This window comes from Arsukibacterium sp. UBA5043, from assembly GCA_002415085.1.
Classification (GTDB): Bacteria; Pseudomonadota; Gammaproteobacteria; order Enterobacterales; family Alteromonadaceae; genus Alishewanella.
The window spans coordinates 216,738-239,794 of sequence record DIBV01000004.1 but is presented as its reverse complement, the minus strand read 5'-3'; the positions used below and the strand labels follow the sequence as shown (position 1 = coordinate 239,794).

The window sequence follows — 23,057 nt, the reverse complement described above, 5'->3', positions numbered from 1 at the left end:
TTTCCTATGGTTATTCACGCCTACGCGTTCAAAATTATCAGGTTATCAGCCTTGCTGGGAGCGACGCAATGAGCGCTCAATTCGCGAGCGTTCTTTGTTTACTTCCAACAGGGCTTCTTCAATAAAAGCTAAGTGGCCATTACTGGCCTGGCGGGCTTTTTCCGGCTCGCCGTTAATTACCGCCTGCATTAAGCGCTGACGGTGAGCATTAAGCTGCGCTGCACTACCTTCGCGCGCTGCCAGCGCCACCAGGTTTAACCGCACATTTTGTTCTACCAGCGGCGTTAAGCCCCGAACCAAATGCAGCAACACCACATTATGCGAGGCCTCGGCTACCGCCAGATAAAACTGGCCGACCGCTTTGGCTTCGGCATCAACATCCTGCTGTTGCTGGCTCAAACAAATGCTGTCGTATAAATCTTTAATTTGCTGATGATCCGCTGCCGTGCCGCGCAGCGCGGCGTAGTAGGCACAAATACCTTCCAATGCATGGCGAAATTCCAGTAAGTCGAACTGCGACTCCGGGTGGCGACCTATCAATGCAAATAAAGGATCGGTTAAGCCCACCGCTAAATTGTCACAGACAAAGGTGCCGCCGCCCTGGCGCCGGCTTAGCAAGCCCTTGGCCTCCAGTTTCTGGATCGCCTCGCGCAACGATGGCCGGGACACATCGAACCGCTCGGCCAGTTCGCGCTCCGCCGGCAAGCGCTGACCCGGTGAAAAACTGCCCTCCAGCAACATGTTTTCCAGCTGCTCTACGATACGGTCTGAGAGTTTAGCGGGTTTAATTTTATAATCTGCCATGTCAGGTTAGCTTCGCTTGTGCTGAGTTGCCTTTCGACAAATTGTAAATTGGTATTACCAATATTAAAAAGAGGCGATACGTTAACAGTTTTTCTGTAACAAGTAAATAAAGCAGACAATAGCCGCAAAGGCAAAACAGAAAATATTTAGAGCTAACACTTTAAAACCATTAAGGCACTTCTGATATTATCAAATTGGTCTGACCAGCAATTCACCCTGCAGCTAGAATCAGTTGCGGCAAAGCTGTAAATCAGCGGGCGTAACGCATACAATAGCCGCTGATTTTTTCAGGGTATCAGCGGCGCGTGTCAGAACAGTTATTAGCCACATTAAAACAAGCTTTCGGTTACAGCGCCTTTCGCGATGGCCAGGCCGAAATTATTGATGCCGCATTGCAGGGGCGCGACAGCTTTGTGCTGCTGCCGACCGGTGGCGGCAAATCGTTGTGCTATCAGCTACCCGCCTTACATTTGCCGCAGGTCACCATTGTTGTCTCGCCGTTAATGTCATTGATGAAAGATCAGGTTGATGCGCTGCAAGCTAATGGTATTGCTGCCGAGTTCGTTAACAGCAGCTTAAGCCGTGAAGCGGTGCTCGAAGTGTTCGCCAGGCTGCGCCGTGGCGAGTTAAAATTATTATATGTTGCCCCCGAGCGCTTATTGCAGCCGGCATTTTTAGAGCGGCTCAGTGATGTTGGCGTCAGTTTATTTGCCATAGACGAAGCCCATTGTATTTCACAGTGGGGCCATGATTTTCGGCCCGACTATATGGCACTGGCGCTGTTAAAGCAGCGTTTTCCTGCCGTACCGGTGATGGCGCTGACCGCCACCGCCGATATTGCAACCCGTCAGGACATCGTGCAGCAGTTGACGTTGCAAAACCCCTGCATTTATACCGGCAGTTTTGATCGGCCTAATATCCGCTACACGGTACAGGAAAAATTCCGGCCACTGGAGCAAGTGGTCAGCTATTTAAAACAGCAGGAAGGCAGTGCTGGCATTATTTATTGCAGCTCACGGCGCAAAGTCGATGAACTGAGCGGCCAGCTGGCCGAGCGCGGTTTTAAAGTGGCGGCGTACCATGCCGGCCATGACAGCGAGCGGCGGGGCCGGGTGCAGGACGATTTTAAGCGGGATGACATTCAAATCATCGTCGCCACCGTGGCCTTTGGTATGGGCGTTAATAAATCTAATATTCGGTTTGTGATTCATTTTGAATTGCCACGCACCATTGAAGCCTATTATCAGGAAACCGGCCGGGCCGGTCGCGATGGCGTGCCGGCAGAAGCGCTGATGTTATTTGATCCGGCGGATATTACCCGGATGAAACGCTGGCTTGAAGCCGAAGAAAACCCGGCCCGGGCTGAAGTGGCCTGGCAACGCTTTCAGGCAATGGCCGCCTTTGCCGAAGCCCAGACCTGCCGCCGGCTGGTACTGCTGAATTACTTTGGCGAAGCCCGCCAGCAGCGCTGTGGCAATTGTGATATTTGTTTAAACCCGCCGCAGCAGTTTGATGCCACCGAGCTTGCCCGTAAAGCCTTGTCATGTGTATACCGGGTAGAACAAAGTTACGGTATGGCGCACGTGATTGAGGTGCTGCGGGGTAGTCAGAATCAGAAAATCCGCGAGCAGGCGCATGATAAGCTAAGCACCTGGGGCCTGGGTAAAGATCATAGTCACGATTACTGGTTAAGCGTTCTGCGCCAACTGGTACATTTTGGCTATTTGCAGCAGGATATCACCCGCAACTCTGTGCTGCAGCTATTACCGGCCGCCCGGCCACTGCTGCGCGGCGAAACTAACCTGCAACTGGCGGTACCACGCTTGCAAAGCAGCCAGAAAGTGCCAGCTAAGCTTGGCAACCAAAAATACGACAGAGCGTTATTTGGAAGGTTACGCACCCTGCGTAAACAACTGGCTGAACGGGATGATGTGCCGCCGTTTGTGGTTTTTAGTGATGCAACACTAATTGATATGTGTCAGCGCTTACCCACCGACAACAGCAGTATGTTGGCAGTGTCGGGGGTAGGTAATACTAAACTCAGCCGCTACGGCAGTGAATTTATTGCTGAAATAGGTGACTATCTGGCCAGTAATGGCTAATGTTATTTTTGTATAGCTAAAACGTACTCAATTAAGCTAAGCTACTGTTAAAATCGAGCCGGACGAAGCCAGACTGTGCTAGAATCCCGCTTTTATGAATGAGTTGCCTGCCGACGGAGAGCCTTAGTGGTACCAGTAAAACCCTGGATTTATGCCCTGCTGCTGTGGCTTTTCAGCTGGCCTTTGGCAGCAGATACCGACAGTAATCGGCTAAGCCCCGATACCATCACCAAAACCGGCGTGCAATCCCTGTATTATCTGAGCACCCCCCGTGACATTACCCTTGACGATATTCTGGCCGATCCTGCCTACCTGCACAGTTTTCAAGCTGTCGAGATTGATAAACGCATTCTGGTCAGTGACAACAAGCCAGTATGGTTTAAAGCGCGGCTTAGAAATATCAGCAAACAACCGGTAGCGTGGCTGCTCGAATATAACTTTCCCATGGTCGATAAGCTTGAGGTTTACCGGGTTGATCGGGCCAGCAAAGATATTGAACTGCTTAACCGCACCGGGAACGATTACCCGTTCAATGTCCGGGCGCTCCCCTACCGCAGCTTTGTAACTGCATTAGATTTTGGCCCGGAGCAGGATTTTGATGTTTATTTGCGGGTAGTTGATGCGGCTATTGTTCCCAGTGACATTACCCTTTGGCAGCCAGCGGCCTTTATTAGTGTGCAGCAGGGCAATGCAATATTTGACGGGGTGCTTAGCGGTATTTTGCTGATGCTGGCCCTGCACAGTTTTTTACTGTTCAACCAGCGGCGGCAGCGCCACCGTTTGTATCAGGGCTTATTTTTCGCGGGTTTTGCGATGGTGCTGGCCATTTTAAATGGCCTGGCCTTCCCGTTAATGTGGCCGGACAATCCAGCGGTCAATCTGGCCATACTGTACATTTTTTCCGGGATATCATTACTGTGTCTTAACTTGTTTATCCGGGCCCGGCTGGAACAACCGCTGTCGTTTATCTGGCACAAGGTACACGTGTTTAATAACCTGCTGGCCCTGTGTTTATTATTCAGTCCACTGCTAATTAATGGCGAATGGCGGTTCTGGTTGTTACTTGGCGCTATTACCGTGTTACTTAGCAGCAATATTTTGCTTACACTGCACTATGCAGTAGCCGGTCAGAAAAGTGCCCGTTCGCTGGCATTAGCCTGTTTCTTTATGTTACTTAGCGCTGCCATTCTAACCATGGCGCAGCTGGGTTATTTCAAACAGTTGCTGGAATGGCATTATTTAACGCTGCTGCTGATCCTGTTGTGTATGTCGGTTATTCATTTCAGTCTGGACCATATTCACGCAGAACAAACCACTGATCATGCAGCGTTAAAAGAACTCAGCAAGTATAAAACGCTATTTCATCAGGCCACCGAAGGCTTGTTTGTTGGTAATGCTGAAGGACAGCTAGTGGACGCAAATCTGGCATTGCTGCAGATCCTGGGTTATCAGCAAATCAGTGAATTGCGCCAGGACGTTGGCGTAAATGGCATGGCACGGTTTTATGCTAACCCGACTGATCGTCTGGATTTTACCAGCCAGCTGCATAAGTTCGGGCAGCAGCAGGCTGAGATCCGTGGCCTGCGAGCCGATCGCAGCCCGTTCTGGGCCCTGCTATCTGCCCGGCTGGTACCGGCTACCGCCACCGAGCCCGCCTTTATTCATGGTTCAGTCATTGATATCAGTAAACAGAAACTGGCTTATGAGCAGCTCAGTTATCAGGCCAACCATGATTCGGTAACCGGCCTGTATAATCGTCATTACTTACTGCAACAACTTACCCGCACCCTGTATCAGACCGGCAAACGGAAAAGTTGCCTGTTATTTATCGATGTGGCCCAGTTTGCGGATATTAACAGCCAGTTTGGCCATAATGCCGGTGACCATCTGTTAAAGCAGCTTGGCCAGCAACTCGCTCAAAATCTGGCCCCGGCTGATATGCTGGCCCGGCTGGAACAAGATCAGTTTGCCCTGCTGTCTCCCGGCAAAAATGCCAATGAAGCACTGGTGGTGGCATACCGTCTGGTCGATCAAGTAAAAGCCTTTAGCTTTAGCTGGCAGCAGCAGCAGTTTGCGATAAGCGTGAATATTGGCATCCGGCTTATCGATAACAGCCGTCAGGACAGTGACAGCTTTTTAATTCAGGCAGCTGCTGCTGCCAGCACTGCCCGGGATAAAGGGCAGAACCGGATCCACCTGTATACCGAGCCTACGCATATCAGTTGATTGTTTACTAACTGACGAGATACAACAAACCGGTAGACTGTTGACTATATTTACAGCGTCCTCTTGCTGAGTTGATCCCGCTCAGCGTAAAATGGCGTCGCGACAATCCGTCGTTTCTTTATTAAGCAAACCCTCTATGTATTTCGTTCGGAGTCTGTATGTTACGGCTGCGTGAATTATCGCGTCGTGTCGAGGCTGTGTATGTCGAAATAGCGGAAACTTTCAGTGAATACCAGCAGCGCCAGGGCTTACAATGCCGCAGCGGCTGCGGTGAATGCTGTCTGGCGCCGACTATTGAGGCAACCGTGCTGGAAATGCTACCACTGGCCTTGCACTTGTTCGATCAGGGCAAAGCCGAACAAACACTAAGTGACCTTAGCCAGCTGTCGCAGCCGCAAGGTTGCGTGTTTTATCAGAAGTTATCTTTTGATGGCAAACAGGGCCAATGCAGCGTGTATCAGCAACGCCCCAGTATTTGCCGGATGTTTGGCGCCGCAGGCTATCGCGATAAAACCGGTCAAACCTCATTATCGGTCTGTAAAACCATTAAAAGCGATCACCCTGCTAAATATCAGCAAAGTTTAATTATGTTACAAAGCTCCCCGCCACCGTTGATGATGCTGGGCAAAGAACAGATTAATGAACTTGATTACCAGCTGGGTAACAAACACTACCCGATAAATTCGGCGCTGCAGCTGGCGCTGGAACAGGTATTGTTTAAAGCCAGCTATAGTTTTGATCAACAAGATCAGCAAATTGCCTGATCTGTTATGACCAACGTTGGCGGTTAAAAACCCGCCAGCACTACTTTACCCATTGCCTGGCCACTTTCCAGCAAAGCATGTGCCTGGCGCAGATTGGCGGCATTAATGGTACCCAGGGTTTGCTGCAAGGTCGTTTTTATCTGGCCTTGCTCTATTAAGCGGCTTAAATCGGTTAACAATTGATGCTGCAAATGCATATCGGCGGTACCAAATAACGAGCGGGTAAACATAAATTCCCAGTGCAGCGAAATGCTTTTTTGCTTCAGCGGCATAATATCAAGCCCGCTGGCCGGGTCATCAATCAGTGCCAGTTTGCCCTGGGGTGCCAGCAGATCCACCAGCTGGGGATAGTGCTGCTCAGTATGGGTTAAACTGGCAACATGGCTAACCGAGTCGATACCAAGCTCGGCCAATTGCGGTTGTAACGGTTTACTGTGGTCCACCACATAATGCGCACCCAGCGCTTTGACCCAGGCCTGACTTTCTGGCCTTGAGGCGGTGCCAATAATACAAGTGCTGGTTAGTTTGCGGGCCAGTTGCACCAGCACTGAGCCCACGCCACCGGCGGCACCGGTAATTAATAATATTGGCCGCGGATATTTCAGGCTGGATTGGTCTAACTCCAGGCGATCAAACAGTAACTCCCAGGCCGTAATCGCGGTTAACGGCAACGCCGCCGCCTGTTCATAGCTTAAATTGGCCGGCATCAGAGCCACCAGCCGTTCATCAACTAACTGATACTCAGCATTAGAGCCACTGCGATTAAGTGCACCGGCGTAATATACCTTGTCGCCGGGTTTAAACAGGCTGACCTCATCGCCGCAGCTAACCACTTCGCCGGCTGCATCCCATCCCAGCACTTTATATTCGCCGTCAGGTGGCGTCACCCGGCTACGGATTTTGGTATCAACCGGGTTTACCGATACCGCGGCTACTTTTACCAGTAGATCACGGCCCGACGCAACCGGTTGCGGCAACTCTATATCCAGTAACGCAGCTGGGTTGTTGATAGCCAGTGAGTGTTGATAACCTACTGCTTTCATGCTTAATCCTTAGTTGGCGTTATTACTGCTAGACTATCAGAAAACAGCCAGACAGCCAGCAGCCTGCTGATTTATTTACTGACTTTATAGCAATAATGAACAGCGGACAGTTATATGTTATGCCGATGCTGTCAGGCAGGACAACTAACAATGGCGTATTATAGCAACTGTTATTTGTCTGTAGCCGGGAATATTTTGTCAGAACTCAGCTTGTTATTTTTGGGATCACAATTGCTTGTTGCCATTGCGTTTGCCAGTGGCATTTTTGCATTCTGGCAGCAGCAGCGCAGCGCCATGTTGAAATTCTGGTTTATCTCGGCCTTATTGAATGCCAGCCATTTTGCTTTGCTCGGCCAGTATGAAGCGGCGCTGTTTGTTAGTTTAACGGCAATCCGCTTTCTGGTGGCCGCTATTCAGCCGCGCCGGCACTGGATGCTGTTGTTTATGGCTGGCGCTACCACAATTTTGATAACAACCTTTAACAGCCCACTGAACCTGTTGCCTTATGCCGCTGCAATGCTGGGTACATTTGGCAGCTTTCAAACCAAAGTGGGTCGGGTTAGGCTATGCATGGCCCTGGGCGCCAGTCTCTGGATCCTGCATAATATTCTGGTTGGTTCACCGGTAGCGGTCATGATGGAGATCGCTTTTTTACTAAGTAATCTGGTGGGCTTTCTGCGCACCCGCCGCCTCGCGACCAAAATGGCATCCCCAACCTTTGTTGACTAACCCTGTTTCTCAGAACGCCTTAGGCAAACCGCCATTGGTCGCAATAATAAACTATTTTTCCATTAGCCCCTTGCAGAGCGCATCCGGCCCCGTCATTATCAGTGGTAGGTTGTAGTGCCGTTTTTTGCGGCGTCACTTTGCAGAGAATACTTTTTAAAATGATGCGTTGGTTAAGTGCGGTTGCCTTACTAGTTTACTTAAATCTGCTGATGACACCGCAGATTGCCAGTGCGCACGCGCCTCATGTCGCGCCGTTAGCTGACAGCCAGTTTCAGGCAATAAGCCCATTAACCGGCCAGACAAGCCTTACCAGCGAACAAGACTACGGCGACGACAACGACAACAGTCTTAGCCAAACCCTGAGCCTAACCGAACATTATCCTGGTGTCGTTGAAGTTACCTTGCCCGGCGCTATTGCCCTGACGCAACCAAAAGCTGCCCATCCGGTTCGAGCCCCTCCGTTATATTCCTGATCTGAAATTGTTTACGGCATTATTGTCTTATTAAATGCCTTATTAAAACTTTTTTATCGCCATTACGGCCTCTGCGTACTGGCAGCGAGGACTATCATGAAAACTTTATCTTTATTTGCAGTAGAAGCGATTGACCATTTAGTACAACCAGACCAATTTGATCACGCCCGTTTAACCTCACCCGCCTTGCAACTGGTCAGCGACTTTAAGCAAAGTCAGCCTGAGATGGTGAGTGAAACCACCCCTGCCAGCGATGTGCTGGCACTGATGCAGATTGAACGTAGCAAGCTTAAACTGGTGGTGGATAACCACGGTGAACTCAGTGGTCTTATTCATCTTGATCACCTGTCTGATCAAGCCATTATGCGCCGGGTTGCTCAGGGTGATGAACGACGGGAGATTAAGGTTGCTGATTTAATGCGGCCACGGGAGCGGATTAAAGCGCTGGCCTGGCAGCAATTACAACATTGCACCATCGCCGATGTATTAAATACCCTGCAATCAAGTGGTGAACAACATTGCGTGGTGGTGGATCGCGAGTCGCACCATATCCGCGGTGTAATAAGCGCTCAGGATATTGCCAAGCGCCTGCATTTACCGGTGCATTTTCGCCAGGCACCGACCTTTTTAACCCTGTTCGATAGTATCAACGCTTAGCCATTATCAGGCTGGCAGGCTTATTTGAGTTACTTGCCAGCTTTAAGGTACTGCATAAAGTCATCCGCGGCTAAGGGCTTACTGTAATAGTAGCCCTGGCCATAACAACAGCCTAATGCCAGCAACGCCGCCTGATGCTCGGCAGTTTCAACACCCTCTGCCACCAGCGCTATCTGCATCGAATGTCCGAGCATGATAATCGTTTTCACGATGGCATAGTCGTTTTTATCAACCAACATGTCCTTTACAAACGACATATCAATTTTCAGAACATCCACTTTAAATTGCTTCAGGTAAGCCAGGCTCGAATAGCCGGTACCAAAGTCATCTATGGCGATAGTGATTCCAAGATTACGAAATTGCGCTAAAACAGAGGCTGTGTGCTGCGGATTGTCAATAAGTGCTGTTTCAGTTACTTCAAGTTCCAGCATTTGTGATGCTATTTTATAATCTTGCAGTAAATGTTCTATCAAGCCCACTAAACTGGGATCAGTGAACTGAGCCGCGGCGATGTTCACTGACAACGGCAGGTTGATACCCGCTTGCTGCCAGCGCGCGCTTTGCTGACACGATTTAACCAACACCTGTTTACCAAGCGGGATAATTAAACCGGTCTCCTCCGCCAGCGGAATAAACTCTGACGGAGGAATTAAGCTACCATTTTCGTGACGGACCCTAACCAACGCTTCAGCGCCAATAACACTGCCATCAGCAAGTGAAACTTTGGGCTGAAAATGCACTTCCAGTCGATCATGCTCAACGGCCTGCCGTAATGCCTGCTCCCGCTGGTGCCGCAGCAACATCCGACGCCCCATTTCATCTGAAAAAAAGCAGAAACGGTTACGTCCTTCCTGTTTCGCTTTAAATAGCGCCAGATCGGCATGACGTAATAATTCATCAGCACTGCTGGAGTCTGTGGGATATAAGCTGATCCCTACACTCAGCGACATATTGTATTTTTTGTTCCTGATTTCAAAAGATTGTCTGACCACCCGGCATATATTCTGAGCCAGGTTGCTAATTTGCTCAATCTGCATAATATCCGGATATATCAGCACGAATTCGTCACCACCAGTTCTGGCCAGAGTGTGATCGGGTTCTAAAATTGTTTGCAGTCGCTTCACCAATAACTGCAGCAGCTCATCACCTAACTGATGGCCGAACGAATCATTAAGATACTTAAACTGGTCGATATCAATTACCATCACCCCCACTTTACGCTCAATTATTGTTGCTAAGCGGCAGGCTTGATTTAAGCGGTCATGTAATAAAATCCGGTTGGGTAAACCGGTTAGCTGATCATGGTTAGCCAGAAAGCTCATTTTGGTCGCCAGTGCTTTTGCTTCCCCGACATCGTGAAACACAATGATGGCACCGAGCATTTTGCCATTCTGATCAAATATCGGCGCGGCAGAGTCTTCTACGGCCGCTGCTTGCGCAGTATTGCGATGCACCAACTCACAATCCAGCGCCATTGCGACAATGCGCTGCTCTTTTAGCGCCAGAATAATCGGGTTAGTCACCCGTTGCTTATTTTCAGTTTCCCGCAGTGCCATAACTTCGTTAATTGGCTGCCCCAGAGCATCAGCCTGGTGCCACCCCGTCATCCGCTCGGCAATCGGGTTCATAAAGGTAATAATGGCGTCAGTATCGGTAGCAATCACGGCATCACCGATACTATTTAACGTTACCTGTAAACGTTGCGTTTCAGCATAAAGGCGCTGCTTACTTTCAAGCAGCGCTTTGGCTTGTTGCTGCAATAATAAGTGCTTTTGCACCCGTAAGCGGCAGATTGCCCGGTTAAACGGCCGGCCAATAAAATCGATGGCGCCAAACGCCAGTGAATTAAATTCAACTTCTGCTTCTGTATGTGCAGAAATAAAAATAACCGAAATAGCGGCCGTGTCAGGGTTATTTTTCAGTAATTTGCAAACCTCAAAACCACTCATGCCAGGCATTTCGATATCAAGCAGGATAATATCAGGCTGCAGTGCCAATGCCCTGTCAAATGCTTTGGTGCTATCATCAACAAAATAAATATCAGCCAGCCCTTCCAACATATCACTAAGCAGGGCTATGTTAGCTGGTTTATCGTCGACGATTAGCAAGGTGGGCGTGGTGCTGACACTTATCTCCATTGCGGTTACATCCTGTAATATTACCGATTTTAGTAATAGCTTAGCCAATGGTTATCAATGTGCCAATATATAACACAGATGACATAAGTTTATGCTTACAATTAAATTTAATTAACATTGGTACGGTAGGGACCGGCAATGACAACGATTAACCACAACAGACTAAATAGCATTTTGCTGTTGTCTGTCAAAAATAAGCCGCAAATTTTGCAAATGCTGCAAAACTTAATTAACAATGCGCCTCAACACATTGCGTTATTAAATCAATTTGTTGTTGCTGAGCAAACCGAACAGGCCCGGCAGTTACTGCATAAGGTTCGGGGTAGTTTCGCCACCATTGGTGCAGACGAATTAGCCAAACAGGCATTAATACTGGAAGATCAGTTAGCAGCGGTTTCTGCCATTGCCCCCGAAGCAATACAACCATTTATCGCGCTGTACCAGCAAAGCTGCAGTGAGTTACAAACGGTAGTCAATAGCCATGCAAGCCAACCTTGCGAACCAACAGAGAAGCTGGATCTGAATAACTTACACCGATTGTTGCTGACGCAAAACATGCAAGCATGTAATGTTGTATTACAGGGCAATACTGAACTTAAGCAACTGCTGCCTGAAAAACAGGCTGCGCTGTTTTTTCATCTGGTTGCTTCGCTGGACTTCGCTGCTGCCGCCAGGCTATTGCAAGACCATTTGCCAACCGGCACGCTGGGGAAATAAATGTTGTCAGAAGAACCTCACAGCAAAACAAAAATTAAACAGTTTTTATTTTCGCTATGGTTGCCGGTCAGTTTACTGTTACTTGGCTACGTTGTGGCTGAGCGGACCGTTGATAAAGAAAAAGTACAGCAGCAACAGCGAATAACATTGGCCGTGCAATCTCGCCTCAATCAGATTAGCGAAGGAGTAAGAGAAAAAGTTACCCTGTACCAGTATGGCTTACGCGGCACCCGAGGCGCGGTAATGGCATCATCGCCAGACCAATTTAACTACATTCTAATGCAGGAATATACCGATACCAGAGACTACCCGCTGGAATTCCCGGGGGCTCGTGGTTTTGGTTTTATCCGCTATGTTGCACAGGAAAACCTGACTAATTTTGTCAAGGCCGCTAAAAATGAGCGACCAGACAACATATTCACAGTTCGCCAATTAACGCCGCACAGCAACAGTTTACTGGTAATTCAATATATTGAGCCGGAGAAGCACAATAGAGAAGCTATCGGGCTGGATATTGGCTCTGAAGCTATGCGGCGTAATGCTGCACTTAGTGCCGCACGCTTCAATGCTGTGCAGTTAACTGCGCCCATTACCCTGGTGCAGGCAGAACAAAAGAGCCAGCAGGGTTTTCTGATCCTTCTTCCTGTTTATGACATCAGCCCCGCGCCAGCAACCGAGCAGGCAAGACTTGACCATATTTTTGGCTGGAGTTATGCAGCGCTGTTGATTGAAGAAGTTCTTAGCAGTTTTACCGGTCTCGGCCCGGATATCGTGCTGACTATCAGTGACATTACCGATAATCAAAACATCAACTTCTACCAGCGCGGAGACACTGCCGCGGCTCTGATTCAACATCAACAGCAAGCTAAACTCAGCCTGTTTGGCAGACATTGGCAGCTGAACCTGGTCCCAACTAAACAATTTATCACTGCGCTTGCGTTACCTTCCTATCATGTTCTGTACAGGGAGATCATGGGTTTAACCTTGTTAATTGCCCTTATCGTCTTTATTTTGCAATTGCTGTTAATACGTCGCAAACAAATGGCCTTGCATAAAGCAGAATTAGCGGCGTTAAAAGAAGCATCGTTACAGCAAGCAAACACTGAACTTGAATCTGAAGTTGCCCGCCGCACCGCTGAAATCAGCCAGGTCAATGCCTTACAACGCACCATTTTACATAGTGCCGGTTACGCCATCATTGCCACTGATGTCGACGGGGTGATTACCGTGTTTAACCCTGCAGCAGAGCAACTGTTAGGCTATAGCGCTGTCGAAATGATTGGCAAAAAAACGCCGGCTGTTTTTCACCTTGAGCCGGAGATTGAACAACGCGCCGCTGAGCTGAGTCAGGAATTGGCTACTAATGTTGATGTCGGCTTTGAAACCTTTATAGCTAAGGCCAGGCTGGGCAAAAATGATGTTAATCGCTGGACTTATGTAACCAAATCCGGTGAGCACATTGCGGTACGTTTGAGTATCAGCAGCCTGGTAAACGCCGAACATCATATCTTTGGCTATCTGGGTATTGCCTATGACTTAACCGAACAAATGCGCCGGGAACAGGAGCTTGCCACAGCTAAAGAACTGGCCGATAGTGCAAATAACGCTAAATCTGACTTTCTGGCCAATATGAGCCATGAAATCCGCACGCCGATGAATGCCATTCTCGGGCTGCTGCAACTCACTCAGAAAACCAGGCTTGATAGCCGTCAGGCAGATTATGTCGATAAGACATACCGGGCAGCGCAATCATTGTTGTCATTGCTGAATGATATTCTGGATTTTTCTAAAGTAGAATCGGGCAAGCTGGAACTTGATAATCACCCGTTCAGCCTGGCTAGCCTGATGCATGATGTCGGTATCATTTTATCATCCGCCACCCAGGATAAAGACATAGAAGTGCTTTACCGGATCGCGGCCGATGTGCCCGACCAGCTAAATGGCGACAGCCTGCGGATAAAGCAGGTGCTGCTGAATATCATTGGCAATGCCATCAAGTTTACCGAGCACGGTGAAGTGGTTGTCTCGATTGGAGTCACCTTATGTGTCTCAGACAAGGTCATATTAAATGTTCAGGTTAAGGATACCGGCATTGGCATGACAGAACAGCAGCAAGCCATCATTTTCAGCGGCTTTCATCAGGCTGAATCCTCTATCAGCCGCCGGTTTGGTGGCACCGGGCTTGGCCTGGCCATCAGTAAGCGCCTGGTGAACCTGATGGGCGGCACCATCCAGGTTAAGAGTCGTCCCGACGTTGGCAGCGAATTTTCATTTAGCATGCCGTTACAGCAACTCAGTGAGCAGCTGATCACACCCACGCAGAATAATGCAACAAGTGATTTTCATGTGCTGATTGTTGATGATAATGCCAGTGCCAGGGAGATCCTGCATGAAATGTGTATCACCCTGGGCTGGACTGCAGACTGTGCCCCCAGTGCCGCTCAGGCGTTACCTATGTTGAACATGGCTCAACGCGAAAACTCGCCTTATACTTTGTTGTTAGTCGATTATAAAATGCCAACAATGGATGGTGTGAGCTTTGCCGAGCTGGTTCGCAACAACCCTGAGCTGCCTTTTGCCCCCATTATTGTCATGGTGACTGCTCACGGACGCGAACTGCTGACTAAACATCAGAGTTTTAGCAGCGATCTGCTGGATGGCTTTTTAATTAAACCGGTGACCCCTGATGTCATGCTAAAAACCGTGCAAACCATAGCGCATGGTACGCCAGAAAAAACAGATATTGAAAACCCGCAATTGATACAACAACCTTTGCATGGGTTGCAAATTCTGTTGGTGGAGGATAACTTAACCAACCAACTGGTGGCGATTGAATTGCTGCAGGCTGAAGGTGCCACCATTACCCCGGCTGAAAGTGGCGAGCGGGCGCTGGAAATACTGGCAAATCCTGATGCAAATTTCGATGTGATTCTGATGGATATTCAGATGCCGCAAATTGATGGCTATGAGACCACCCGCCGGATCCGAAAAAACCCTGCTTTGAAGCAAGTTCCTATTATTGCGATGACGGCAAATGCATTGCCCTCTGATAAAGCCTCATGTCTGGCCGCAGGCATGAATGATCATATCGCCAAGCCATTCTCGTTGCAGGAAGTTATTGATAAGGTATGCCATTATTGCCAGCACCAACCTCAGACAGTACAACATTCTAACGCCGGCAAACCGTTAATAGATGCGCCATTGCTGGCATATTGCAACAAAAATAATATTGGGATCAACAGTGCTTTGCTGCGGCTCGGCGGCAATTTGGCACTGTATTTCAAACTCGCCCGGCAACTGCAACAAGATATTGAAGCTGCGGTTAACTCGTTAACAGCCGCCGAACCCGGTCTGAATTTGCAATTACTCTGCCATAGCCTGAAAAGCGCAGCCGCAACGGTTGGTTTCAGCGATTTGGCAAATACTGCTGCCAGGTTTGAACAACATTCTGCCACGGCGGAATCGGCTGCCAACCTCCCGCCTCAGTTGTTAGTTGACGCCTGTCAGCTTAGCCTGGAACTATTGGTTGCCCTGCTGCAATTTGAGGTTGTTAACGAGCCATCAGCGGTTGGGCCGGCGATTATCAATAGTGAAGAACTGCTGGAAAAGATGCAGACCCTGCAGCGCCATCTCAGTAATGCTAATATGTCAGCAACCCTGTTATCTGAAGATATACAAAACGAGTTAATTCAGCTTGATGCAGAGCTTGCCAAATCACTGGCTGAAGCCATTTCAATATTGGCATTTCAAGATGCAGCTGCCATACTTCAGCAACTGCTTAATAAAAAATCAGAGTAAAGCATGTCTGAAATAAAAATAGAGCGGTATTTAGCCGGCATCGGCAAGGCAACCATTTTAGTTGTCGATGATCAGCCTGCCAATATCCAGCTTATCTTCCATATACTGGGCGACGAGTATCAGATACTGATGGCCACATCGGGTCAGCAGGCATTACAGGTTTGCCGCGACAGCATGCCGGATTTAGTGCTGCTGGACGTAATGATGCCGGAAATGGATGGTTTACAAACCTGCCAGGCAATAAAAGCCGACGAGCGTATTGCGTCTATCCCAGTATTGTTTGTTACAGGCCTGCAAAAACAGGAGCAAGAAGACGCCTGCTGGCAGGTGGGCGCGGTAGACTTTATTCAGAAGCCGGTTAATGCCAATACCTTGTTGCACCGGGTAAAAGTTCACGTAACCTTAAAGCGTCAGACTGATTTTCTACACACCCTGGTTTATCTCGATGGCCTGACCGGTATTTTTAACCGGCGCTATTTAGATAATACCCTTGAGAAGCAAATTGCGCTGGGCAAAAGACAGAGGCAGCGCGACATCTCGGTGCTGATGATTGATATCGACCATTTTAAATTATTTAACGATCAGTTTGGCCACTTAGCCGGTGATGAAGCACTGCGCCAGGTGGCTGAAACAATAGAAGATACCTGCTTAAGACCCAATGACATTGTCGCCCGCTACGGCGGTGAAGAGTTTGTGGTTATTCTGCCTAACACCGATGCCAGCGGGGCAGCCTTTGTTGCTGCTAAAATAGTCAGTGCCGTTTCATCGCTTGCCATCCCTCATCCCGCCACAGATTACGGAAGTGTCACTATCGGCGCGGGCATTGCTACCAGTGCTTATGATACCGCATCCAAGAGTGAAATAATTGAGCGCGCCGACCAGCAGCTTTATTTAGCGAAACAAAGCGGCAGAAATTGCTTCCGGCAAACCAGCCTGCCCTAGATTGCGCCAGGCGCTAAAAACTACCCGCTGGTCGCGGCCTATTTGAACCTTAATGGCAAAACAGGTAGTTTAGCCATTAAGGTTTTTACAATGAGACGATGCCCGTGAAACATACCCCGTTAGCGATTAAAATACTGGCCGGTGCACTGCTGGGCAGCGCCTTGCTCTATACCGTGCCGGCGGTGGCCAGCACTACCAGCAGCCCGTATTTTGAAGCCGAAGACATTTTTGCACTGGAATATGCCAGCGAAGTGCAGATATCGCCGGACGGCAGCCAGATCGTCTATGTCCGGGCCAGCAACGATATTATGACCGACAGCACCCGCAACAATTTGTGGTTACTGGATGTCAAAACCGGTAAGCAGCTCCCCTTGTTTGCTGACAATTTTAACTACAGCCAGCCGCGCTGGTCTCCCGATGGTAAAAAACTGGCCTTTATCAGCAATGTCAGCGGCAGCCGGCAAATTCATCTGCATTATCTGGCCGATAACAAAACCGCTCAGTTATCACGTTTACCGCAAAGCCCGGCTAACCTGAGCTGGTCGCCGGATGGCACGCAGCTGGCGTTTACCATGAATGTGGCAGCCAGCGAAGCCGATGTGAAAAAGCGGGTTAAAAAGGTCAAAAAGCCGGCAGGCGCTAAGTGGTCAGAGTCAGCAGTCGTGCTGGACAGGGCCCGTTACCAGGCCGATGGCCAGGGTTTTTTAAAACCCCAGTTCCGGCAGATTTTTGTGTTGCCGGCAACGGGCGGCAGTGCCCGCCAGCTGACCTCAGGCGATTTTCACCATGGCAGCGATTTAACCTTCAGCCCGGATAGTAAAGCCCTGTTGTTCTCGGCCAATTTAGACCCGGAGTGGGAATACCAGCCACGGGACAGTAACCTGTACCGGCTCGATTTAGCCAGCAATAAGCTGAGCGCGCTGACCTCGATGGCCGGTGATGAATCTGCCCCGGTATTCTCGCCTGACGGTAAGCAACTGGCCTTTTTATGGAACAGCAATGCCTTAGTCCCCTATAGCAACAACAAATTAAAAGTACTGAACCTGAGCAGCAATAATATCAATGATATTACAGCCGAGTTTGATCGCAGCATTGCCGCAGCGAACTGGCTCAGTAACCAGAGCTTTGTGGTGCAATATGATGATCGGGGCCAGCGCAAACTGGCCACGTTAAGCCACAAAGGCAAACTGACTGAGCTGACCGCCAGTTTAGGTGGGGTATCGCAACCACAGCCGTATTTAAGCGGCAGCTACTCGGTGTCTGACAACGGTATTATTGCCTACACCCACGGTACCAGCCAGCGGCCAAGCGATGTTGCCGTGCTGCAAAAAGGGAAAAGCACGGTATTAACGGCGCTGAACGAAGACTTGCTGGGCCATAAAAAGCTGGCACAGGTGCATGAGATTAGCTATAAATCATCGTTTGATGGCGAAGAAATTCAGGGCTGGTATATGACCCCGCCGGATTTCGACCCATCGAAAAAATACCCGCTGTTACTGGAAATTCATGGCGGCCCACATCTGGCGTATGGCGCGCAGTGGAGCGCTGAAATGCAGCGCTATGCCAAAGAAGGTTATGTGGTGTTTTATGATAACCACCGTGGCAGTTCTTCTTACGGCGAGCGCTTCGCGTTATTGCTGCAGAATAAATACAGCTCACCGGAAGATTACGCCGACCATGACAGCGGGGTAAATGCGATGCTGGAACTGGGCTTTATTGACGAAAATAACCTGTTTATCGGCGGCGGCTCGGCCGGCGGTATTGCCGCGGCTTATGCTATTGGTTTAACCAACCGCTACAAAGCAGCTGCCGTGGTAAAGCCGGTGATTAACTGGCTGAGTAAAGTACTGACTGGCGACAGCTACCTGTATCAGACCTTTCATCAGTTCCCCGGCGTACCCTGGGAGCATATGGAGCACTACTGGCAGCGCTCGCCGCTGAGTCTGGTAGGTAATGTGCAAACGCCAACCATTATTATCACCGGTGAGCAGGACCGCCGCACGCCGATATCTGAGTCAGAGCAATTTTATCAGGCGCTGCAAATCCGCCGGGTAGATACTGCGCTGGTACGGATCCCCGGCTCGCCGCATGGTATCTCTAATACGCCAAGCCGGATGATTGAAAAAGTGGAATATATGCTGGCCTGGTATGAAAAATACCGCACGCCAAGCAAATAAGAAGCTAAAGCCAGCAAGTGTTGATAAACGTAAAACAGGATTACCCACGCCGACACGCCGTAAACCCATCCATGGGGGCTCGTTTCCGCCCGTCCAGGGCTTCAACGGTCGGCTTAGGGTAAACCTGTTCTACTCATCGGACTAAGATTTAGCCTGCTGATAAAAGCGGTCTAGTATTGCCAGCGTATCGCGAATAGTACCGATACGCTGCTCAATGGTGGTATCCAGCGGCCTGATACCGATTTTCGCGCCAAGCACTAATAAAGCTTCTGGTTCGCAGGCGGCCAGACAGTTGTGCATCGCCTGCTCGGTCATCCAGCTGCCCGGCTCGCCATATTTAACCCGCTCACTTTGCTGCGGTGGCTGGTGGCTGTCACGCCAGGCGCCGTAGGCGCTGTCTTTGTCTGACACCCCGGAAAACATCACGCCAGTTAATACCCCGGCCGCTTGTGCTGAGTGAATATGCTGGACTGCGCCCTCGTCGTTACGGGTTTCAAATACCGAACGGCCCCAGTTAATAACCATGCCCAGCTGCTGCCCGGCGGCTACGCTGGCATTCACTGCTCCCAGCACGTCCAGCTCGTCAGTCAGCGCTAAAAAGCCTTTTGATGGCGCGTGGCTGTCGACATAAGCATCACAGTGTTCGATAACAATCTTGGCACCCTGCCAGTCCCACTGCAGCATCGTTTGCAGCGAGGCCAAAAGTGCCGCTTTTGACGATGGCGCCTGATGCCGGGCCGGTGCGGTCTGGATCATAATCGCGCGAACCGCCTGCCGGCCCAGATGACTATTTAATTTACCGATGGCAGCACAGGCGTGCTCCATAAACGCCAAAGCTGCCGCCCGCCCTGCGCTATCTTCTGAGGCAATGCCAAATTTGGGGTTCTTGCCCAGTGCATTCATAATGCCGGGAATACAGGTAAACACATAATCCCACTGGCTATCGATATTGGCTAAAAACCAGTTATCGTCATGTTGATGCAAGCTGCCTAAAAACGGATGCTCCAACCCTTTTATGTTCGGTAACGCTTTTAATTCGTTATAAAAAGCACTTTCAAGCTGCGGGTTCCAGCCACTATGGTTAGGCGAGGCAGCATAAGCGCCAACAAAGTATTTCATGGTTCAGATTATCCGTTTATTTAGCCGGTTAACTTAGTCTTCCGGGTTGGCTATTGATCAGGGCTGCTCAATCATCGGGGCTGTTCAGGGTAAATACCAGATGCTTACGCATATCTTTTAGCACGATACCCTTTTTCAGTAGTAAACCGCTAAGTCGCTTTTGCCAGGTTAACAACTGCGGCTGCGCAGCCGCAAGTCCGGCTTCATCTGCAAACTGCAGCCGCACCAGCAATGAGCCGGGAAAGGCTTCATATTCCAGACTAAACCAGCACTGCACCACAGCCGGCAATTCTGCCTGCGCCTGCTGCTCTAATGCTGTTACGGCGCTAAGCACCGCCGCCTGTTGTTTAAGTTGCACCTTGGATAATTTTTTCATTACTAATCAGTTTATTAATGGAATACAAGTGTGTTGCACCGGTAACAGAGTTTAGCCGGAATCGGCCTGAACGACAATCAGCAGCCTGCTTGTCATGGTCACTCAGGCAACCAGCGGGTCGACAGGAATAGTTATTGCATACATTTCAGAAAGCTTAAGATAAGCATGGGGTACTCTTATGCGTGCACTTAAAATTACTGGCTGGATTATCCTTGGCGTTGTAGCAGCAATCGCTGTCGCCCTTACGGTATTGCTGGTCGCGCCCAAATCTTACCTGGGTTTACTGCAAGCTCAGCTAAACGCTGCTACAGGTTATCAGCTGAACGTCGATACGGTGCAGGTAGACCTGTTTCCACCGCGGCTAGCTGCCACTGAACTGCGGCTGCATAATCCTGACATTACTGAAAACCAGCAGCTGCTGTCGGTAGCACAACTGGAACTTAATATTGATGCGGGCAGGTATTTTACTGCGGCACCAACCTGGTGGCAGGCCTCAGCTTCAGGCATCAAGCTGCAGGTGGCTGATCTTGACGATGGTTCAACCAACTGGAGCCGGCCGCAGGCGAAAAGCCCGGCCAGCACCAACAATACAGAGGGCGAAAGCTCAGCGCGCACGACCGAAAATAGCGGGCCGTCACCGCTATTTCGCTTCTCGCAGCTTGATATCTCTGAGCTGGATTTCAATCGTATCAGCAATGATGAACAAGTAACCTTAACAGTATCAGCGCTGCAACTGATTAAACAGCCGGATGAGCATTTACAGGTAAAACTGGCAGCAAATTATCGCGACCAGCCGCTTACAGCCTCGGGCACCGTGGCGTTACCCCGTTCGGGTAAGGCCCGGGATGTCGACTTTACAGCATCAGTTTTTGGCAGTGATATTACGCTCGACGGTACCATAGGCAGTGATGGTATTACCCCGGGCAAAGCCAGCTTCAGCGTACAAAGCGCGGATCTGACAACCTTAGGCAAGCTGCTTAATCAGGACCTGAGGCCATTTTCGCCGATAAAGCTGACAGGCAAGCTGCAGGCACCTGAACCTACAAAGTGGCGCCTTGAGACGACAGGCTCTGTTGCCGGCCATAATATTAGGCTGGATGGTAAGGCCAGCAGCAGCGGGGCAAGCTATACGCTGCAGCAACTGTCTGTGCAATTTGGCGCCAGCTCAGTAGCCGCTTCCGGCAACTTTAACAGCGAAAACCGCAGCATTGAAGCAGAGCTCAGCTCAGAAAAGCTGGCGCTCGACCCGCTATTAGCGTTATTTGCCAGTAACAGCAATAAACAACCCGCCAACAGCAATAGCGGCTGGGATCCTGCGCAGTTGCTGCATTGGGCTGAGCAGTGGACAGTCGCCGCTGCGGTCAGGCTGGATGAGGTGCTTTATCAGCAGTATCAGGCACGGGATATGCTGCTTAATATCAGTAGTGAAGCAGAAGCCATGCTGATGACTGCTGAAATCGGCAGTCTGGCGGCCACCGCTATGCAGACATCAGCTAACAGTCTACCCGATGGCAGTCAGCCAGATAGCACGCAACAAGACAGCTCTCAGCCAGACAGCTCTCAGCCAGAAAAGAATGCCGCTGCCCCCTCAACCCGCTGGCAGGTTGTTAGCCCGTTATCGGCCAGGGTAAAGCTTGGCTTTAAGCCACAGTCATCCGGTGGCTGGCCGCTGAGCATCACCTTTAATACGACTGATATCAGCGGCGAGGTGAGGACAGCTATAACGCCAAACGATGTCACGCTTACCCGGGGTAAACTGTCTGCTGAGATAGCAAGCTTTGCCGCAATAAACGGTTTAAGCACCGCCAGATGGGATACCTTTCTGCCGCTGGTAGTTAATGTGGATTTAAGCCGTGAGCAGTCCGTTCTGCAGTTTGATCCCTTTACGCTTGCCATTAAAGATAACGTCATTGAGGGCAATGCCACTGTTGATCGCAGCCAGACTCCCCTTGTTGTCAGCGGCACTTTCCACTCATCACAGCTTGATCTTAATAATTTTGCGACCACTTCGTCAGAGATGCTGGAAGGCAGCGGTGAGAACGTTGACAAGGACAGCGGCGACATCATCAAAGATGAACCGCTTAGTTGGAACTGGCTTAACGCAGCCAGGGCAGATATTGGTCTGACTCTGGACATGCTGAGTTTTAATCAGACCGTTTTCAGGGAGGTTACCACCCAGCTGAAACTAAGCGATGGCATGCTAACCATCGAGCCTTTTGATGCCAATTTGTCTCAGGGCAAAGTACGGGGGCATGCTTCAGTGAAGCAGACTGAAGCAGGTGGCAGCATAGACGGGCGCTTACTGGTAGCGCAGCTGACACCGGCTGATTTGGGCCAGCAAGACACCGGTTTAATTGATGGCGGTGCCACTGATTTACTGCTGGAACTGCGCGCTGAGGGTAATACTATGCAGCAATTAGCAGCAAGTCTGCATGGCGAAATGGCGTTGGAGATCCAGGGTGCCACTATCCGCAATAACTTATTTGAAGTGATTGGCTCAGATCTTCTGCTGCGGACCATTAATTTAATCAATCCGTTTGCCAACCGCGACCCGACTACCGAGCTGGAATGCGCGGCAATGTATTTCAAAGCGGAGAAAGGTGTGTTAACCAGCCCGGATCAGTTGGTAATTGAAACCAGTAAAATAAAAATCCGCGGTGGCGGTACCATCAATCTGAATGATGAGAGCCTGCGGATTGATTTTGTACCGACCCCACGGGACGGCCTGGGGATCAGCTTAAGCAATCTGGCGTCAGTTGTCCGGATTGGCGGTACCTTCGGCCGGCCGCAGCCGGTGGCTGATCCCTCTGGCCTGTTAAAAGCGGGCGGCACTATTGGCGCCGCTATTGCCACCGGCGGTTTATCGTTACTGGGTCAGGGCTTATTTGACCGGATCCGTAGCGCCGGCACCGAATGTGGCAAAATATTTGATACCGTGCCCGAGGCGATGAACGAGCAACAAAATTGATAGTAATAAGTAGTTGGTGGCAGA

At 49.9% G+C, this 23,057-nt stretch carries 16 protein-coding genes; 11 read left to right on the top strand and 5 right to left on the bottom strand.

Annotated elements, in window-relative coordinates; all coding sequences use genetic code 11:
* Window positions 1-45: 45 nt before the first annotated feature.
* On the bottom strand, window positions 46-804 hold the full coding sequence (gene pdhR, locus B2Q61_RS05215) for a pyruvate dehydrogenase complex transcriptional repressor PdhR (protein WP_290620199.1): 759 nt from the start codon (window positions 802-804) through the stop codon (window positions 46-48).
* Between the two features lie 305 nt (window positions 805-1,109).
* Here pdhR and recQ point away from each other — a divergent pair, with 305 nt between their 5' ends.
* The 3 genes from recQ (at window position 1,110) to B2Q61_RS05200 (ending at window position 5,896) form a co-directional block, all read left to right on the top strand.
* Window positions 1,110-2,906, top strand: a complete 1,797-nt coding sequence (gene recQ, locus B2Q61_RS05210) for a DNA helicase RecQ (RefSeq protein ID WP_290620197.1) — start codon at window positions 1,110-1,112, stop codon at window positions 2,904-2,906.
* Between the two features lie 126 nt (window positions 2,907-3,032).
* Entirely contained in the window at window positions 3,033-5,132 is a 2,100-nt protein-coding gene (locus B2Q61_RS05205; protein WP_290620195.1) for a sensor domain-containing diguanylate cyclase, read from the top strand.
* Between the two features lie 158 nt (window positions 5,133-5,290).
* The gene (locus B2Q61_RS05200) at window positions 5,291-5,896 is read left to right on the top strand and encodes a YkgJ family cysteine cluster protein (RefSeq protein WP_290620193.1); all 606 of its coding nucleotides are present in this window, start codon (window positions 5,291-5,293) and stop codon (window positions 5,894-5,896) included.
* Between the two features lie 23 nt (window positions 5,897-5,919).
* On the opposite strand, the gene B2Q61_RS05195 is transcribed toward B2Q61_RS05200, so the two are convergent.
* The gene (locus B2Q61_RS05195) at window positions 5,920-6,939 is read right to left on the bottom strand and encodes a zinc-binding alcohol dehydrogenase family protein (RefSeq protein ID WP_290620191.1); all 1,020 of its coding nucleotides are present in this window, start codon (window positions 6,937-6,939) and stop codon (window positions 5,920-5,922) included.
* 150 nt (window positions 6,940-7,089) lie between these two features.
* Here B2Q61_RS05195 and B2Q61_RS05190 point away from each other — a divergent pair, with 150 nt between their 5' ends.
* From B2Q61_RS05190 to B2Q61_RS05180, 3 genes are all read left to right on the top strand, one after another.
* Window positions 7,090-7,668 (top strand): YgjV family protein, encoded by a 579-nt coding sequence (locus B2Q61_RS05190; protein WP_290620190.1) that lies wholly within the window; start codon window positions 7,090-7,092, stop codon window positions 7,666-7,668.
* Window positions 7,669-7,826: 158 nt separating this feature from the next.
* Entirely contained in the window at window positions 7,827-8,141 is a 315-nt protein-coding gene (locus B2Q61_RS05185; protein WP_290620188.1) for a hypothetical protein, read from the top strand.
* A 96-nt stretch (window positions 8,142-8,237) separates the two neighbouring features.
* The gene (locus B2Q61_RS05180) at window positions 8,238-8,798 is read left to right on the top strand and encodes a CBS domain-containing protein (protein WP_290620186.1); all 561 of its coding nucleotides are present in this window, start codon (window positions 8,238-8,240) and stop codon (window positions 8,796-8,798) included.
* A 29-nt stretch (window positions 8,799-8,827) separates the two neighbouring features.
* Here B2Q61_RS05180 and B2Q61_RS05175 read toward each other — a convergent pair whose 3' ends face one another.
* Complete coding sequence (locus tag B2Q61_RS05175; protein ID WP_290620184.1) at window positions 8,828-10,936, bottom strand: putative bifunctional diguanylate cyclase/phosphodiesterase; 2,109 nt, start codon at window positions 10,934-10,936, stop codon at window positions 8,828-8,830.
* 138 nt (window positions 10,937-11,074) lie between these two features.
* Between B2Q61_RS05175 and B2Q61_RS05170 the strand changes: the two genes are divergently transcribed.
* The 4 genes from B2Q61_RS05170 to B2Q61_RS05155 all read left to right on the top strand — a co-directional run bounded on the left by B2Q61_RS05170 (window position 11,075) and on the right by B2Q61_RS05155 (window position 18,570).
* The gene (locus B2Q61_RS05170) at window positions 11,075-11,653 is read left to right on the top strand and encodes an Hpt domain-containing protein (protein ID WP_290620182.1); all 579 of its coding nucleotides are present in this window, start codon (window positions 11,075-11,077) and stop codon (window positions 11,651-11,653) included.
* Window positions 11,654-15,451 (top strand): response regulator, encoded by a 3,798-nt coding sequence (locus B2Q61_RS05165; RefSeq protein ID WP_290620180.1) that lies wholly within the window; start codon window positions 11,654-11,656, stop codon window positions 15,449-15,451.
* 3 nt (window positions 15,452-15,454) lie between these two features.
* Window positions 15,455-16,393 carry a diguanylate cyclase gene (locus B2Q61_RS05160; protein WP_290620178.1) on the top strand — a complete coding sequence of 313 codons (939 nt, stop codon included), beginning with the start codon at window positions 15,455-15,457 and terminating at the stop codon, window positions 16,391-16,393.
* Between the two features lie 98 nt (window positions 16,394-16,491).
* On the top strand, window positions 16,492-18,570 hold the full coding sequence (locus B2Q61_RS05155) for an alpha/beta hydrolase family protein (protein ID WP_290620176.1): 2,079 nt from the start codon (window positions 16,492-16,494) through the stop codon (window positions 18,568-18,570).
* A 141-nt stretch (window positions 18,571-18,711) separates the two neighbouring features.
* Here the strand turns inward: B2Q61_RS05155 and B2Q61_RS05150 are convergent, their stop codons facing one another.
* Together B2Q61_RS05150 and B2Q61_RS05145 are read right to left on the bottom strand one after the other, a co-directional pair.
* Window positions 18,712-19,689, bottom strand: a complete 978-nt coding sequence (locus B2Q61_RS05150; protein WP_290620174.1) for a DUF4862 family protein — start codon at window positions 19,687-19,689, stop codon at window positions 18,712-18,714.
* 67 nt (window positions 19,690-19,756) lie between these two features.
* Window positions 19,757-20,065: a hypothetical protein gene (locus B2Q61_RS05145; RefSeq protein ID WP_290620172.1), complete on the bottom strand. Its 309-nt coding sequence runs from the start codon at window positions 20,063-20,065 to the stop codon at window positions 19,757-19,759.
* Window positions 20,066-20,243: 178 nt separating this feature from the next.
* Between B2Q61_RS05145 and B2Q61_RS05140 the strand changes: the two genes are divergently transcribed.
* The gene (locus tag B2Q61_RS05140; protein WP_290620170.1) at window positions 20,244-23,033 is read left to right on the top strand and encodes an AsmA family protein; all 2,790 of its coding nucleotides are present in this window, start codon (window positions 20,244-20,246) and stop codon (window positions 23,031-23,033) included.
* The last annotated feature ends 24 nt before the right edge of the window (window positions 23,034-23,057 follow it).